We start from the raw sequence: 17,035 nt of genomic DNA on the forward strand, positions 1-17,035 counted from the left end.
GATGTGGACGTGGACGGGGTTGCCGCCCGCTGTACGACGACTGGCGCATTCGGCAACGCGCCATAAACCGACGGCGCGTACAGCGCTTCGACGCGCGTCGGCGGCAGGCCGAAGGTGCCGGCGTTGTTCAGGCGTGCCGTATATTCGATCGAGAAGCGTCCCTTCGGCACAAACGCGTAGTACGCGCGATAACCGTCGAAGCCGCGTTCGACGAATGTCGGCCACGTGTTGCGCGGCGTGTTGTCGTCGGGCGGGTTTTCGCCTTGCGTCGCGATCTGCGAATCGCGGCCGAGCCCGGAGCCGAGAATCGATGCGCCGGCCGGCACCGGGTCGTTGACGACGACCCACGTCATGTCGCTTTGCGCGTCGATGTCCAGATGTACGCGCACGACGTCGCCGCGTGTGGTCACGCCGCTGACCGCCGGTTCGAGCGGCGTGACTGTTTTCGTGATGCGGTAGCCTGCGGCGAAGGGCGCTTTCAGCGCGACCGCGGCGAGGCTTTCGAGCGTCGCCCATGGTTTGCCGGCGCCGTCGTGCGTAAGCGTCAGGTTAAGCGGTTGCGCGCGTCGCGTGGCGGGCGGCCAGGGCAGCAACTGAGTGCGCGCATCGGTGGCGGTCTGGGGCGCTGCAAGTTGGGTCGCCGAAGCAGGCGAAGCAGCCGAAGCGGCGTGGGCAGGCGACGCAGGAGCAGAAGAAGTAGACGAAGCGGGAGAAGCCACGGCCCCAGACGTATTCCACCCGATCGTCCGCTCGATCGCGCCCAGCCGCAGCAGCGTGCGTCCCGTAACCGGCGCGCTTTCGAATGCGCGCGAAAAGCGCTCGACCGCGAGCGATCCCCACACGTTGGACGTCGTCGTCTGCCATGCGCCGTTGCGTTGCAGCGCCAGCAGGCCGCTGACAAGACGCGGCATCTCGTCTTGCCAGCCGGGCGCGTCGACAAACGTCAGCGCGAGACGCGCCGCGTTGCTTTCGGGGCCGCTCATCAGCCACCATAGATCGTCGCCGGCTTCGGTCGAGAACACGACGTGCGTGCCCTGGTAAGTGAGCCGCGCGCGCAGAATCTGCTCGACTTGCGCGAGCTTGTCGTCGCGCTGCGCGATGCTTTTCACGCGCGAGAGCACCGCGTAGTAGTCGAGCACCGCCGAGGTCGGCCACTGGTTCGGCGCGATTTCGATCGAATCGAGCATGCGCGGCTCGACCGCGCCGTAGCGCGACAACGCTTCGAGTGCGGCGAGCTTGCGCAGATCGAGATCTTTGCGCGGCGCCCACGCATTGCGTTCGATACGGCCTTCGACGAACGCGGTCAGACCTGCCGCAAGCTTGCCGCGCAGGTCGTCGGGCAGCGCAAAGCGCGCATCGAGACGCGCCGCTTCGTCGCTCGCGGACAGCAAGTACGCGCTGAGCGCGATGCTGCCGGTGTTGCCGCTATCGTCGCTGGGCGGGAAGTAGTTCGCGAGGCCGTCGCGATCCAGATAAACGGGCATTTTCGCGAGCACCGCCTGCCACATCGGCAGATCGCGCAAGCCGATTGCGCGCGAACTCTGCTGTTCGAGGCACGTGTACGGATAACGTTCGAGCCAGCGGCGAACACCCGGCAAGCCGTCGGCGAGCTTCGCCTGCAGCGACACCGTGATGCCGCCGCGCAATGCGCCGTTGCCGCCTGCGCGCGCATCAGGCGGCGCGGCAACCGGCACCGTCAAGGCGCCGTCGATCTGCGCGAGCGTCGCCTGTTGCACGGTAAGGGGAATGGCCGCGGCGACGCGTTGTGTGATCTTCAAGGCGTCGCTCGCATGCGGCCTCGCCTGCTCATTGGCGCTGACGTTCCACGTCAACGCCGGCAGCGGCGCGTCTGCCAGACCGTCGGGCGTCGTCACCGTCCAGGCGATTTCACGCGCGGCATCGGCTGCGACATCGACCGTCTGCGCGGGCAATGTCAGGCCCGGCACCTGCGCGTTCACAAGCACCTTCATTGCGCGCGCGGTCGTGTTGCGCACCGTGAATTGCGCGCGGAACTGGTCGCCTTCGCGCACGAGCGGCGGCAAGCCGGAGATGAGCTGCAAGTCCTGGGTGCTGCGAATCGATGCGCTGCCGGTGCCGAATGTGCCGGCGCCCACCGCCGCAATCGCGACGATGCGAAAGCTCGTCAGCGAATTGTTGAGCGGCACGTCGAGTGTCGCGGCGCCCTGCGTGTCGAGCGTCACGCGCGGGTTCCACACCAGCAGCGTGTCGAACAGCTCGCGGGTCGCCGCATGGCCGCCGCCACCGCCCGCCGGCACCGCCTTGCGGCCGAAGTGCCGGCGTCCGACGATCTCCATCTGCGCGGTCGAGGTTTCGACGCCGTACGCGCGCTGTTGCAGCATCGCATCGAGCAGATCCCAACTGCGGTTCGGCATCAGTTCGAGCAGCGCTTCGTCGACCGCGGCGACGGCGATCTGCGTGCCGGCCGGCGCGGGCTGGCCGCCTGGCAACTGGACGCGCACCTTCACGTGCGCGTTGCCGCGCACCGCATAGCTTGACGCGTCAGGCGTCACGCTGACCGCGAGCCGGTGCGCGGCGGTGCCGACCTTGATCTGCGCGAGGCCGTAGCGAAACGCGGGCTTCGACAAGTCGACGAGCGGCGTCGGCGCTTCGTACTGGCGGCCTTCGTACCAGAACGCGCGTGCCCATTCGAGCGGCGCTTTCCAGCCCCACGTGAAGAACGAGTACCACGGCACGTCGCGAATCCGGCCGCGCAGCGCGAGCACCGACACATAGACGTTCGGCCCCCACGTTTCGTCCACTTTGAGTTCGACGGTCGGATCGGTGCCGTTCAACTGCACGACGCGCGTGTCGATGATGCCCTCGCGCTCGACCGCGACGAGCGCGGTCGCGAAGCGAAACGGCATGCGCACCTGAAAGCGCGCGATGTCGCCGGGTTCGTAGGACGTCTTTTCCGGCAACACATCGATGCGGTCCGTGTTGTCGCCGCCGAACCACAATGGGTCGGCACGCGTGACCCAGACCGACGTGCTGGCGTTCGACTGCCGTCCGTCACCGTCCTTCGCGGTGACGACCAGATCGATATTGCCCGCCTCGCGCAGTGTCGCATCGCACGACAGCAGCCCGTGCGCATCGCTCGTGCCGCTGCATAGCGTGCCGAGATCGCGAATGTCAGTGTGGTTGTCGTACGCATAAAAGCCGCCGACCATCCGTTTGCGCGAACTCGTCGTGATGCGCGCGATGCCGTGCACGTCGAGCGCCACGCCCGCGCGCGGCTTGCCTTGCAGATCGACCGCGAGCGCCTTCACCGGCACCGTATGACCGACCGATACCCATTGCCCGGACTTCACGCCCGCGACCACCGCGGCCGGCCACAGCGTCGCCGCGCCGCTGAGGGTTTGCACTTCGCCGTTCGGATCGGCGAAGGTCGCTTCGAGCACGAGGCGTTTGGGCGCGTCGAGCGGCGGCAGGTTTTTCAGCGTCAGCGCGCCGCTGCCGTTGCGATCGAGCGTGACCGGCTCCTTGTCGGCGACGAGCTTCGCGGTATCTTCGCTCGCCGATGCGCCGCTGTCGTCGCCGTCTTCTCTGCCGGTGGACGCGCCGGCGTCGCCGGCCGGTTTGCGGTACGGCGCGAAGCTGAAGTCGGGGTACGTATCCGCGAATGCCGGCGAGGTGCTTTTGAGCAGCGCCGACACCTGCACCGGCAAGCCGGATGCGGCGCCGCCCGATACGTAGTCGATCTGCAGCGCGAGCGGCGCCTGCGGCGCGGCGATCAGCGGGTGAGTCCGCTCGTCGCGCACCGCGATCGAGCCTTTGAAAACCGGCAGGCGGAACGCTTCGACGCGGAAGCTGCCGGAGTCGTAGCTCATATGCGGCGCGTCGCCGCTATCGTCGCCGTTGCTTGCGTTGCTTGCGCTGCCGGTCGCGCTGGCCTCGTTCGGGTCGCCGTCGTCGAGCGAGACGCTGTATTCGCCGAGCTTCGCCGCCGCGGGAATCGCGAAGGTGGAATCCGCGGTGTGATCGGCGGCCCAGTGCAGCGGCAAATGATAGGTCTGGCCGCTGCCGAGATGGCGGATCGTCACGCGGGCCGGATAGCGTGGCGGCAACGCGAAGCCGTGCAACGTCTCGACGCGCAGCAAATGTTTCATCGACACCGTTTCGCCCGCGCGCAGCAGCGTGCGATCGAAAATCGTATGGGCGCGCACGGTGGCGTCGCGGCTCATGTCGGTCGGCACATTGAAGCGCCACGACTCGATGCCGCGATTCCATTCCGAGCGCACGAACGCCATATCGGCGCCGGTCTTCGGATCGTCGATGCGCGCGGAGACGAAGAGCCCTTCGTAGTCGTCGTCGTTGCAGCGCGACGCGGCGTCGAGCGTCTTGTCGATCTTCAGCAGGCCGTACGCATCCGTTTTGCCGGCCGCGAGTTCGGCGCCGTTGCAGTCGCTCACGTGAATGTCCGCGTTCGGCACGGGCTGACCCTTGTCGAGCGTCGTGACCCACACGACACTGTTTTCGCGCCCCTGCTTGAAATGCACGCCGAGGTTCGTCACGAGCACGGCCGTGCGCACATACATCGGCGCGGGCTTGCCGAGCAGCGATGCGCCGAGCGTGGGCGACGCGAGCTCGATTACGTAGAAGCCCGGTTTTCTGATCGGCACGCCGACCACTTCGAACGGCCTGAGCGTTTTCGGATCGGCCTTCGGCAACGTCAACGTTTCGATGCCGCGTTGTCCGGCGAGCAGCGAGAGCGAGCGCACGTCGATCAACCGGTTGCGGCCTTTGTCGTCGCTATCCGATGCGTCTTCGGCTGTTGCTTCCGGCGTGCGCGGCACATACACCGGTTGCTGGCCGTGATCGAGCAGGCCCGGCATCAGCTTCGCGATCGATTCGCGTGTCATCGCATACGGGTCGAAGCGCTCGACGACGCGCATCCAGCGGCGGATATCGGTATCCGCATCGACGCGCAACTGGCTGAACCGCGCATTGCCCGCGTTGAGTCCCTGCACGTGCAGATCCGCTTCGACGTTGCGCAGCGTGACGGGCACGAGCGCCGGCGTGTCCGGCTCAGCAAAGCGCTCGATGATGCCGAACGTGCCCGACGAAAACTTCGCAAGCGGCGGCAGCGGGGCAGTGGTGGTTTTCAGCGGAAACAGATCGGCGTTCGATAGCGCGCGGCCGCTCGCGTCCTTGAGCGGCGTGGGCACGTCGATGGTCAACTGCGCGTGCTCGGGCAGCGGTGCGGCGAATTCGACGCTATCGACCTGCGGGCTTTTGTCATCGGGCGGAAGCGTCGGCGCGATGCTGCCGTGCGGTCCGTGCAGGCGGATCTTCTGCGCATCGGCGCGCGCGATCGGCGCGTTGAACTGGAGACGCAGCGGCCGCAGCGGCGTGCACGGCGCTTTCGCGTTTTCGCGCTCGCATGAAAAACTCGCGGCGAACGGCTCGCGCACCGTGTAGTCAAAGCGCCGCTCGACGTCGTTCGCGATGCCGCCCGGACTCGCGACGCCGGCGCCGTAGACAAGCTGCATCTTCGCGCCCGACGGCAGTGTCTGCTGGCATTGCAGCGTCAGCACGCGCACGGCGTCTTTTTGCAGGCGAAAGCGCGCCAGCAGCGCGGTGCGCACGGATGCATCGACTGTTTTGACCGGAATGCGATTGCCGAGACCGCTCGATTCGCACCAGATATGTTCGTTTACCGAAGCATCGGTCGCCGGTCCGTTCAGACGCACGATAAACGCCTGGTCTTCTTCGATTTCCCCGCTGCCCGGCAGCACGCTTTGCACGAACGGGCCGCCGGTTTCGAATGCGTAGTGGCGCGGCCCGCTGACCGTATTGCCCGTAACCGATTTCAACGCGTCATTCAGGTCGATCGAGCAGCGCATGCCGGGCGGCAAATCCGCATTGAAGTCCCACGCCCATGTCTTCGCATCGATCCAGCGGGCCGTGCCGGCACTGGCTGTCGCATTGTCGCAATGCACGCGTGCGGGCGCAGCCGCGTTGGCCGTCCCCAGCGCGACCATCGCTTCGTCGAACTTGACGACGACCTGGCGCACCTGTGCCACCTTGCCTTGCGGCGACACGCGCGTGATGCGCGCCGCATCGGCGCGCCATGCGAGTGCGGTGAGACCGCAGAGCGCGAGGACCGCCACGCATGCCGATTGCCATTTCCAGTGGCGGGTGCCGCGTTGCATCGACATTCGCATCGGTCGGGCTCCTGATCGCTTACAGAACGCTGGCGATTCTAACCGAGCGGGGTGCGGCTTCCCAACCCTCAACTGATGTAGTCGCGCGCCTACGCGATGCGCGAAAAGTGCCAGCGTTCTCGCGCCTGCATGTCGCCTGCATGTCGCCGGTTTGCGGGCTGTACTCGGCCCGTACACCGCCCGGTCTGCCGCGAACGGAGCGTTGGCGCGTCGCAACGGACGGCGAGGCGCGATTGCCGATGGTTCACGAACCGGCGCGCTTGACTTAGAGTGCGCTCTAAGTCCTAACCTGAGTTCCGTCATGTCCAAAGCACTCACCATCGGCCAGGTCGCCGCGACCCGCGGCGTATCCACCCACACGCTGCGCTATTACGAGCAGGCGGGCTTGCTGCGCGCAATCGGCCGCAACGACGCCGGGCATCGCCTCTATGCCCCGGCCGATCTCGACTGGCTGCAGTTCGTGATGCGCCTGAAGGCGACCGGCATGCCGATCGCCGGGATGCAGGCGTTCGCCGCATTGCGGGCCCAGGGCGACGCGACGGTCGGCGCGCGCCGCGAGATGCTGGTTGAGCATCGCGATGCGGTCCGGGCGCGTATTGCCGAACTGCAGGCGAATCTTGCGGCGATCAGCGACAAGATCGACTACTACGAGGCAGTCGAACGCGGCGGCGTGCATGAGACGTGACATATCCACCACATTGAACGCAGCGAGGGATCACGATGGAACAGATTCAGAACGAACGTTACACACGAGGCTGGAACAAGCTGAAGGAAATCGATGGAGCGGCCGGCGAGCACGTGCTCGCGGCGCTGGCGCCGATCGCGCCGGACTTTGCGCGTCTGCTGATCGAATTTCCGTTCGGCGATATCTATAGCCGTCCGAACCTCGACCTGCGCTCGCGCGAGATCGCGACCATCGCCGCGCTGGCCGCGCTCGGCCACGCGCAGCCGCAACTGAAGGTGCATATCGAAGCGGCGCTGAATGTCGGCTGCACGCGTGAAGAGATCGTCGAGGTGTTTATCCAGATGGCGGTTTATGCCGGCTTTCCGGCGGCGTTGAATGCGCTGTTCGCGGCGCGCGAGGTGTTCGAGCGCGTCGCGCATGCGCAAGATGAAGCGGTGTGATGGGCGGGCAGTGGAGGGAGGACGCTGTCAGGTTGGGTTACGTTCGCACGTCGTCGCGCTGCGCGTCTGCGGTGCCGGCAGCGCGCGCGCTGACACTGTGCCAGTAAAACAGCAGACCGAGCCCTGCGACCGCGAGGCTCAACGTATTCGCGACCCAGAAGCCGCGCGCGCCCGTGAGCCACATCGGCACCCCGCCGCCCACGTCGAAGCCGAGCAGATACCCGCCGCCGAGCCCGACGCCCCACAGCGCGATCGCGTAGATCGCGGTCGGCACGAGGACGATCCGGTACGCGCGCAGCACGAACGCCGACGTGATCTGCAACGCGTCGAAGATGTGATACAGCGCGACGATCAGCACGAGCGGCAGCGCGGCCGACGCGACGTGCTCGTCCGTCGTGTAGCCCGCGACGATCAGCGGCCGCAGCACGAGCACGATCGCGCTGAAACAGCAGGCGATCGCGCATGCCATCACGATGCCGTGCCGCGCGAGCGTGCGCGCCGCCGCGTCGTGCTGCGCGCCGAGTGCGCGGGCGGCGAGCGTCGAGGTGGCGATGCCGATCGACAGCGGCGTCATATACAGCACCGCGCCAAGGTTCGCGGCGATCTGATGGCCGGCCAGCGTGGTCGTGCCGAAGCGCGCGATGAACAACGCCATGAACGTGTACGAGGTCACTTCGATCAGATACGACGCGCCCATCGGAATGCCGAGCTTCAGTAGCGCCAACTGGCGTCGGCGGACCGGCCAGCAGAAGCGCGAGAAGATCGCGAACGGGCGGAATAGATCGAGTCGCGCGAGCAGCAGCACAGCGGTGCCGCCGAGCAGCCAGTTGAGCACCGTGCTCGCGAGCGCGCAGCCCGGACCGCCGGCCGCGGGCACACCGAGTCCGCCGAAAATCAGCCACAGGTTCAGCGGAATTTTCAGCGCGAGCGCGCCGACCTGCAGGAACATCACGAGCCGCGGCTGGCCGACGGCAGTCGTGAGTGCCGAGTAGACGCGAAACACAAGGCTCGCCGGCAGTCCGAACGCGAGTATTTGCAGATAGGCGACGGTGCGCTCGCGCAAAGCGCCGGGTGCATGCGCGAGTTGCAGCAGCGGAGTGGGGAAGTACAGCAGCAGAAAGCCGATCACGGTCAGCGCCGCAGCGAGCCATAGCGCCTGCCGCACGTCTTCGCCGATCTCGCCGTGACGGCCCGCGCCGTACGATATCCCGACCATCGGCTGCAACGCGGTGAGAATGCCGGTGAGCGCGATGTAGATCGACACGTAGATCGATGCGCCGAGCCCGAGCGCGGCGAGATCGGTGGCGGAGTAGCGGCCGACCATCGCGGTGTCGATCACGCCGAACGCGATGATCGCGAGCTGGCCGATCAGCACCGGCCACGCGAGCACGGCGATCTTGCGCATATCGGCAAACAAGGTCGCGTGGCGGGCGGGTCGATCGGTTGGCGTCATGACGGTGCTTGCGTGCGCGGTGAGTCGACGCGTGTGCGCGCATTGGCGTGGCGATGGTTGTGCGGATCGGCGTGCGGTGAAACGCGTGCCGTGCCGCTGCCATTCAATGCGTCGCTCGTGGTGCCGCTGGTTGCGCCGCTCATGCTGTTGCTTATTGTGCCGCTGGCGGCGTCGCTGATGGTGCCACTTTAGGCCGCACCGGGCGGCGCTTCACCGGCGGCTTCGGACGGTCGATTCGCACGTACAGCCGGAAGCGCTCGTCGCGGTCGGCCGCGCGCCGGCCTTCCCAGACGAGTTTCCAGACAAAGTTCGACATCGCGCTCGGTTCGCCGAAGTCCTGCGTGTCCTGACGCAGGATGACATCGCAGTCGTCGTCGGTGAACGAGAAGTGCATGTCGCCGAAATACGCGAAAGTCGCGATCTGTGCATTGCCGAGGCGCACCGGCGAGATGCACGAGTAGTCGTCCGGCAGATGCGTGGCGATCTGTTGCGCGACGTCCTTGTAGGTCCGGCTGTAGTTGACGATCGGCAGCCAGAGCGTCATGAGCAGCACCCACATCAGCGTGGTGCCCGCGCTCGACAGCACGACGCTGCGCCACAACACCTTCGGGTGCCGCGCGACGCGCCATTGCACGAGCACCATCCAGCAGACGGTGACGGCAATCGCGCAAGCGAGCGAGACGATCTTGAACTGCGGCACATAGCCCGGCACCAGCCGCGACAGGTTGCGGGCGAGGAAAAACGGAAAACCGGTCATCGACGCGAGCCACACGAGCCAGACGAACGACCCGAGCACCGTGAAGCTCAATACCGCGAACCAGTCGAACGCGTTGATCGCGCCGCGTTTCAAGGTCGGCAGCGCGAAGGTGGCGAGCACCGCGAGCGCCGGCAGCGGCAGCATGTAGAGCCGGTTCGTTTCGGAACCTTGCAGCACGACCAGCGCGAAGAGCGGGCCGATCACCGCGAGCGGAATCGCGATGTGCGGCGCGCGGCGCAGCCCCGACCAGCTGATCCAGGCCCAGATCGCGAGTGGCCACGCGGGCCACGTGAAGAGCGGCAGGTTTTTCAGCGCATATAGCAGCACGGGGCTGAATGGGCCCGTGAAGTAGTTCAGGCTGCCGCGCATCCACTGGTTCAGGAACCAGACGCCATCGACCGGAAACGCCGCAAGCGCGGCGAGCGGCCATGACAGCGACAGCGCGAGCGCGACCGGCAGGCCTGCGAGCAGCAGCCAGCGCGTGCGGGCTTCGCGCACGATCAGCGTCATCGTCAGGGTGCCGACGAGCAGTGCGCCGACCAGCACGGGGCTCGCCGTCAACATCACGAAGCCGAGGCCGGCGCCCCAGATCAGCGCGCCCTGGATCGGCTTGTCGAGCATCCGGATCAGCCCGTAGACGAGCATCGAGATGCAGAAGAACTGCGCGAGCGCGGGGGTCGTTTCGTGGCCGCGCTCGGCGAGACCGAAGCACGCGAGCAGGATCAGCAGCGCGCCGTCCGCGAGTGTGCGGCCGTAGTCGCGCGGTTCGGGTTCGCCGCCGAACGCATATTTGAACGGCTGAACTTCGGGACGCCGGCCGAGCAGATACGCGCCGTACCAGACGAACGCGCAGGCCGCGCAGAACAGCAGGCCGGTAAACACGCGCGACGCGTTGCTCGCGTCGACCCATGGCGCGAGCGCGCGGATCGCGGCGGCGCCGAACCAGTAGCCGAGCGGCGCGTCCGACGTGATGGGCTTGCCGACGAGGTTCGGCAGCAGCCAGTCGTGCAGGTTGCCGTTGGCCATGGTCCACATCACGCCGAAGCCGGCGGCATCCTCGTTTTTCCACGGGTCGCGGCCGAACAGGCCGAACGACGCGTAGATCACGCAGATGGCGAGCAGCAGGGAACGCGGCAACGCGCTGGTCGCGGAGGCGGTGAGGCGGACGACGGGTCTCATGCGGTGTTATTGATAGCGATGAAGCGTTTTTCCGTGACGCGCCGGCCGTGCGATGGCCGACACTGGCAGCACGGAAACCCGGCCGGTTTTGAGCATCCGGCATTGTAGACGTGCGCGGCGCTATGCGTCATGACCGTGTAACAACCGGCATCGCGTGTTGGCAACTGGGTGTTGACAAGTTGGGGATAGCGAAGGCAAGCGGCGATGGTGCGCGCGGGGGTGTGTGACCGGCCGCATGAAGATCGCTGCGCGGGCCGGCGATGCGTGCGGGTGCGCGCACGTGCACGGATGGATGCCCCGATATATCGAGGGAGGGGGTGCCGTGCATATGTTGCCCGTTTGTTCTGTTTATTCGGTTTGTTCTGTTTCTCCGCGTCGCTGAAAGACGGCGCGCGTTGTCGGGCGCGGGGGCGCGCGGGCCACTGTATCGGTCCCATGACGACGGTATGCCCGTTGCATGCGGGCCCGGTTACGTCCGGTTGTGTTGCGGCGCGAGCGAGGGCGATAAGGTTAAAGATAAGGTCAAAAGGCGGAGCAATAAAAAAGGGCAGCCTGTGCTGCCCTTTCCGGATCGCTGCTGCGCGGACCGCACACTGCTGCTGCGGGCCCGGCGCGACGAAATTGCGTGGCGTTACTTCGCAGCCTTGCCGGTTGCGCGGTTGCCGAACTTCTTGTTGAACTTCTCGACACGGCCTGCCGTGTCCATGATCTTTTGCGTACCGGTGTAGAACGGGTGCGATTCCGACGACACTTCGATCTTCGCGAGCGGGTACTTCGCGCCGTTGAATTCGATGGTTTCACGCGTCTGGATGGTCGAGCGCGTGATGAACTTGAAGTCGTTCGACATATCCTGGAACACGACTTCGCGGTAATCCGGGTGGATGCCTTCTTTCATGGTCTTTCCTTTATCGGGCGGTAGCCAGCCCGCGGGAATCGCAAGCCACTTGCCTAAGGTCGAAAAACGGCGATTATGCCAGAAAATCAGGCGGTTGGCGATTATTGCGGTGGTTTTTTCGCGGTCGTTCGTTGCGAGGCGGTGGCGGTGTTTTCCCGCCGCAGAGCGCGGTGGCGGGGCCGGCCTGTCCAGCAGCCTGCCGCTACCAGCACAACCGTGTCGCTCAATCCGCCGCGCCCGGAAGCAGCGCGCCGGTCCGGGCCGGATCCTGCCGGTAATAGCGGGCGAGTAGCCGGTACAGCTCCGGATACTGCGCCTCGAACTCATGCGGCTTGACGAATAGCGCCTCGCTGCACACCGCGAAAAACTCCGACGGATGGTCCGCCGCATACGGGTCGATCAGCGAGTCGCGCTCGAAACGCGCCCAGCGGCGCTCCGGCACCGCGTCGACCTTCGCGCAGAACTGATCGTAGGCATGATCGAACACGTCGGCCCACGCGGCGCTGTCGAGCGGCGCGTGCAGGCGCCGGAAGAGCGGCGGGTGGCCGTCGGCAACGCCCGTCACCATGTCGATCTTGTGCGCAAACTCGTGGATCACGACGTTGTACGCGTCGCTGCCATCGGTCATCTGCGCGTCTTCCCACGACAGCACGACCGGTCCGCCTTCCCACGCTTCGCCGCTCGCATCGTGTTCGACTTCGTGGACCACGCCGTCTTCGTCCTCGACCGTCTTGCGGATCACGAACTCGCCCGGATACACGATGACGCCGACCCAGCCGCGATACAGATCGAGGTCGAGATTGAGCACCGGCAGGCACGCTTGCACGGCGATCGCGACGCTGATCTCGTCGGTCAGTTCGAGTTCATGCGCGGTTGAGAATTCCTTTTGTGCGAGAAAGAGGCTGGTCAGGTCGCGCAGGCGCGCCTGATCCGCCGGTTCGAGCCGCGCGAGGAACGGCAGTCCGGCGAGCGTTCTTTGCCAGAGCGCATCGGCGATCGCATGCGTGCGCAGCGCGCGCTCGCGGCGGCGCGTGCCGATCCAGTGACTGAGTTTGGAGAGCATCGTTCAAGCGGGCCTCGCTGCGCGTGGCGCATGCGAATGACGCGCTCGATCGCGTCTCGCCTGCACGGCAACGGATTCCTTGACCTTATCGTGTTCGGACAGCGACGATTCTAATCGCGCCGCGCGTCACGAGGCGAATGGCGCCGCCAACCCGGTCGGCCCGAAACAGCAATCTGAAAACGCCCGCGGATGCGGGCGATCGACAGACCCTGTCCGCGGCGGACACGGACATCGTCGGGCAACTCGAATACGTTGGCCAACCCACGCATTGAACATCGGGTGCGAGGCGGCGTTGCGCGGACGTCAGCCGCCGCGGCGCATCATATCGAAGAACTCGGAGTTGTTCTTCGTCTGGCGGATCTTGTCGAGCAGGAATTCCATTGCGTCGACTTCGTCCATGTCGTGAATGAACTTGCGCAGCACCCAGATCTTTTGCAGGATCTCAGGCTTGATCAGCAGTTCTTCGCGGCGTGTGCCGGACTTGTTCAGGTTGATCGACGGATACACGCGCTTTTCCGCGAGACGACGCTCGAGGTGCACTTCCATATTGCCGGTGCCCTTGAACTCTTCGTAAATCACGTCGTCCATGCGGCTGCCGGTTTCGATCAGCGCGGTGCCGATGATGGTCAGCGACCCGCCTTCTTCGATGTTGCGCGCGGCGCCAAAGAAGCGCTTCGGCCGCTGCAGCGCATTCGCGTCGACACCGCCGGTCAGCACCTTGCCCGAGGCCGGCACAACCGTGTTGTAGGCGCGCGCAAGACGCGTGATCGAGTCGAGCAGAATCACGACGTCGTTCTTCATTTCGACAAGGCGCTTCGCCTTTTCGATCACCATTTCGGCGACCTGCACGTGACGCGCGGCCGGTTCATCGAAGGTCGACGCGATCACTTCGCCCGCGACCGAGCGCTGCATTTCCGTCACTTCTTCAGGGCGTTCGTCGATCAGCAGCACGAACAGCACGACGTCCGGATGGTTCTGCTTGATCGCGTGCGCGATGTGCTGAAGCATCACGGTCTTGCCGGACTTCGGCGACGCGACGAGCAGACCGCGCTGGCCTTTGCCGATCGGCGCGATCATGTCGATGATGCGGCCGGTGACGTTTTCCTCACCGCGCATTTCACGTTCGAGCAGCAGCACCTTGTTCGGGTGCAGCGGCGTCAGATTCTCGAACATGATCTTGTGCTTCGACGCCTCGGGCGGCTGGCCGTTGACCTTGTCGACTTTCACCAGCGCGAAATAGCGTTCGCCGTCTTTCGGCGTGCGCACTTCACCTTCGATCGTGTCGCCCGTATGCAGATTGAAGCGGCGGATTTGCGACGGCGAAATATAAATATCGTCCGTGCTGGCGAGATAGGAGGTTTCCGGCGAGCGCAGGAAGCCGAAGCCGTCCGGCAGCACTTCGAGCGTGCCGTCACCGAAGATCGTTTCGCCCGTTTTCGCGCGCTTTTTAAGAATGGCAAACATTAATTCCTGCTTGCGCAGGCGGTTCGCACTTTCGATCTCAAGGCCATTGGCCATTTCGATCAACTGTGACACGTGCAGAGTCTTAAGCTCAGATAAATGCATACGGAGAACCCGCAGGAGAAGGTGCGACTGAAATGAAATCTGGGAGGAGAGTTGAGCGGAACCGCTCAGGGACTTATTCGTCTGTTCGACGTTTTATGGATTCTAGCATAGCACACGCCTGATCCAGCCAGCGTGGCGAGGCGGCGGCTTTAACATATTCTTGTTGTCAGCCGACAACAGACAGGGAGCAACGCGGGCATCCAGTACACATGAACTACCGCACAAAGCTCACGGAGCGACTGCCGTGCCGCGCTGCGCCGATCGGGGCGCTGTCATACGGCCGGGAATGAGGCGCGGCGGAGGCGCGGCGCGCGCGCAGCTGCGATGCCCGTCCGGAATACCCACGCACCGCGACGGCTGCGAAACCGTTGCCGGCGATAAGCCTTTTGCGAATCGCCGGCTGATCTCGCGCCGGCGATTAAAGATTGCCGTCGAGGAACGCGGTGAGTTGCGACTTCGACAATGCGCCGACTTTCTGCGCGGCAACCGCGCCGTTCTTGAACAGGATCAGCGTCGGGATGCCGCGTACGCCGAACTTGACCGGCGTCGATTGATGCTCATCGACATTGATCTTCGCGATCTGCAGACGGTCTGCATAGTCTTTGGCGACTTCGTCGAGGATCGGTGCAATCATCTTGCACGGGCCGCACCATTCTGCCCAGAAATCGAGCAGTACGGGTTTATCGGATTTCACGACGTCCTGTTCGAACGATGCGTCGCTGATGTGCTTGATTTGTTCGCTCATTGTCTGAATACCTCATTCGGTTCGAGGCCTGCCTGAATGCTCGCCACGATACATCAAAACTGAAGAGAATCTCCGTTCGCTTTACCGCAAAGAAAGGCTCAGCCGAATGACTGTCGAGGTCTGTGGGAACCAGCTGCAAAACAACCTGCGAAGGTGCTCGGCGCTTGGCTTTACGGGTCACTTGCACGCAGTTTAGCCTAATTCGCTATGTGCTGCCCGTGGTGATAGTACCCATTCAGTACCGATTCAGGCAGCAGGATCGGTGCGTAACTGCAATCGTGCACCGCCCCTTACCGACTCTATCTGGAGGTCGTCGCAGCGAACACAAGAGTCGCCGCCGCGGGCCTTCGCGGGGAGGCCGCGTGCGGCGCAAAAGGCTTGCTGCAGAAGGCGCGCGCCCGTGCAGCCCGATATTCCAGTCGCGCGAGGCGCGCTGCGATGTTAGAATGCAACGTGACGGGCCTCCTCGCATGGAGGGGCGGTCAACCTGGTCAGGTCGGGAACGAAGCAGCCACAGCCGTTTTCCACCAGTGCCGAGGGTCAGGCTCGTCACCTTCCTCCTTTTTGCTCTATTCTCGTTTCTCTCGTTTCTTCCTTTGCCGTTTTCCATTTCCCTTTGTTGATCCCGCCGTTCCTGCTCGTCGGTACGATGCGTTAGCGTTGTCCGCGGCCCGTTCAAGAGCGGGTCATCAAGACGTGCGTCCTGTCGTCGGTTGATACGCGAAGTTGTTCTCTATCGGTTCATTAGCAAAATACAATAGAGCGCTGATGTCGCTTCGACGGTTTTGGAATCCGGATTGCCGGAGCGCATCCTGCAACGGCCGTTTTTGCGACTCCTTTGCGGCGCAGGGCTGAACCGGCTTTGCGCCGATGCGTTGCTGATACAATTTCCCGATGACCTATCAAGTTCTCGCACGCAAGTGGCGGCCGAAAGATTTCGCGTCGCTCGTCGGACAGGAGCACGTGGTGCGCGCGCTCACGCACGCGCTCGACGGCGGCCGTCTGCATCATGCCTATCTGTTTACCGGAACGCGCGGCGTCGGCAAGACCACGCTGTCGCGCATCTTCGCCAAAGCGCTCAATTGCGAGACTGGGGTGACCGCCACGCCGTGCGGCGTATGCCGCGCGTGTCGGGAGATCGACGAAGGGCGCTTTGTCGACTATGTCGAGATGGATGCGGCGAGCAATCGCGGGGTCGACGAAATGGCGGCGCTGCTGGAACGCGCGGTGTATGCGCCGGTCGATGCGCGCTTCAAGGTCTATATGATCGACGAAGTGCACATGCTCACCAATCACGCGTTCAACGCGATGTTGAAGACGCTGGAAGAGCCGCCGGCGCATGTCAAATTCATTCTGGCAACCACCGATCCGCAGAAAATTCCGGTTACGGTGCTCTCGCGCTGTCTGCAGTTCAATCTGAAGCAGATGCCCGCCGGCCATATCGTGTCTCATCTCGAGCGCATTCTTGGCGAAGAGCAGATCACGTTCGAAGCGCAAGCGTTGCGGCTGCTGGCGCGCGCGGCGGACGGGTCGATGCGCGATGCGTTGTCGTTGACCGATCAGGCCATTGCCTATTCGGCGAACCAGGTGACCGAGGACGCGGTGCGCGGCATGCTGGGCGCGCTCGATCAGAGCTATCTGATCCGGCTCGTCGATGCTTTGGTGGCCGGCGACGGCGCCGCGGTGTTGTCCGTGGCCGACGAGATGGCGCTGCGCAGCCTGTCGTTTTCCACCGCGCTGCAGGATCTCGCCAGCCTGCTGCACCGGGTCGCGTGGGCGCAGTTCGCGCCGTCGTCGGTACTCGACGAATGGCCGGAGGCCGCCGATTTGCGGCGCTTCGCCGGAATGTTGAGTCCCGAGCAGGTGCAACTGTTCTATCAGATTGCGACGATCGGCCGCAGCGAACTGGGGCTCGCGCCCGATGAATATGCGGGCTTCACCATGACGCTGTTGCGCATGCTCGCGTTCGAGCCGTCGCTCAATGGCGGCGGGACGGCCGGCGGTCCGGGGCCCGCGGCGCGCGCGGGCGGCCAGAGTGGGGCGACGGGCGGCCGTCGTTCGGGCGAG

Annotated in this window: 9 protein-coding genes, 1 other RNA gene and 1 pseudogene; 4 read left to right on the plus strand and 7 right to left on the minus strand. The window is 64.8% G+C overall.

Annotated features, from left to right (window positions below):
* Positions 1 to 20: 20 nt before the first annotated feature.
* Positions 21 to 6,173 (minus strand): annotated as a pseudogene (locus HV675_RS28975) (alpha-2-macroglobulin family protein); the annotation flags it as partial.
* 313 nt (positions 6,174 to 6,486) lie between these two features.
* On the opposite strand from HV675_RS28975, the gene HV675_RS28980 reads away from it, so the two are divergent.
* A complete protein-coding gene (locus HV675_RS28980; protein WP_175114894.1) occupies positions 6,487 to 6,870 on the plus strand; it encodes a MerR family transcriptional regulator in 384 nt (127 codons plus the stop codon).
* A 35-nt stretch (positions 6,871 to 6,905) separates the two neighbouring features.
* A complete protein-coding gene (locus HV675_RS28985; protein ID WP_175114895.1) occupies positions 6,906 to 7,310 on the plus strand; it encodes a carboxymuconolactone decarboxylase family protein in 405 nt (134 codons plus the stop codon).
* A gap of 37 nt (positions 7,311 to 7,347) precedes the next feature.
* Here the strand turns inward: HV675_RS28985 and HV675_RS28990 are convergent, their stop codons facing one another.
* From HV675_RS28990 to trxA, 6 genes are all read right to left on the minus strand, one after another.
* Positions 7,348 to 8,727, minus strand: a complete 1,380-nt coding sequence (locus tag HV675_RS28990; RefSeq protein WP_175114903.1) for an MATE family efflux transporter — start codon at positions 8,725 to 8,727, stop codon at positions 7,348 to 7,350.
* Positions 8,728 to 8,914: 187 nt separating this feature from the next.
* On the minus strand, positions 8,915 to 10,699 hold the full coding sequence (locus HV675_RS28995) for an ArnT family glycosyltransferase (protein WP_175114896.1): 1,785 nt from the start codon (positions 10,697 to 10,699) through the stop codon (positions 8,915 to 8,917).
* A gap of 631 nt (positions 10,700 to 11,330) precedes the next feature.
* Positions 11,331 to 11,594: a type B 50S ribosomal protein L31 gene (locus HV675_RS29000; protein WP_175114897.1), complete on the minus strand. Its 264-nt coding sequence runs from the start codon at positions 11,592 to 11,594 to the stop codon at positions 11,331 to 11,333.
* A gap of 223 nt (positions 11,595 to 11,817) precedes the next feature.
* Positions 11,818 to 12,657, minus strand: coding sequence for a M90 family metallopeptidase (locus tag HV675_RS29005; RefSeq protein WP_175114898.1), 840 nt, complete (start codon positions 12,655 to 12,657; stop codon positions 11,818 to 11,820).
* 303 nt (positions 12,658 to 12,960) lie between these two features.
* A complete protein-coding gene (gene rho / locus HV675_RS29010) occupies positions 12,961 to 14,223 on the minus strand; it encodes a transcription termination factor Rho (protein WP_175114899.1) in 1,263 nt (420 codons plus the stop codon).
* A 418-nt stretch (positions 14,224 to 14,641) separates the two neighbouring features.
* Positions 14,642 to 14,968 (minus strand): thioredoxin TrxA, encoded by a 327-nt coding sequence (gene trxA / locus HV675_RS29015; RefSeq protein WP_006048864.1) that lies wholly within the window; start codon positions 14,966 to 14,968, stop codon positions 14,642 to 14,644.
* A 455-nt stretch (positions 14,969 to 15,423) separates the two neighbouring features.
* Here trxA and ffs point away from each other — a divergent pair.
* Positions 15,424 to 15,522: signal recognition particle sRNA small type (gene ffs, locus HV675_RS29020), an RNA gene on the plus strand.
* Between the two features lie 340 nt (positions 15,523 to 15,862).
* Positions 15,863 to 17,035 (plus strand): DNA polymerase III subunit gamma/tau (gene dnaX / locus HV675_RS29025; RefSeq protein ID WP_175114900.1); only part of this gene is annotated, 1,173 nt, incomplete at its 3' end.

Origin of the sequence: Paraburkholderia solisilvae (assembly GCF_902859875.1) — a bacterium.
GTDB classification, from domain to species: domain Bacteria; phylum Pseudomonadota; class Gammaproteobacteria; order Burkholderiales; family Burkholderiaceae; genus Paraburkholderia; species Paraburkholderia solisilvae.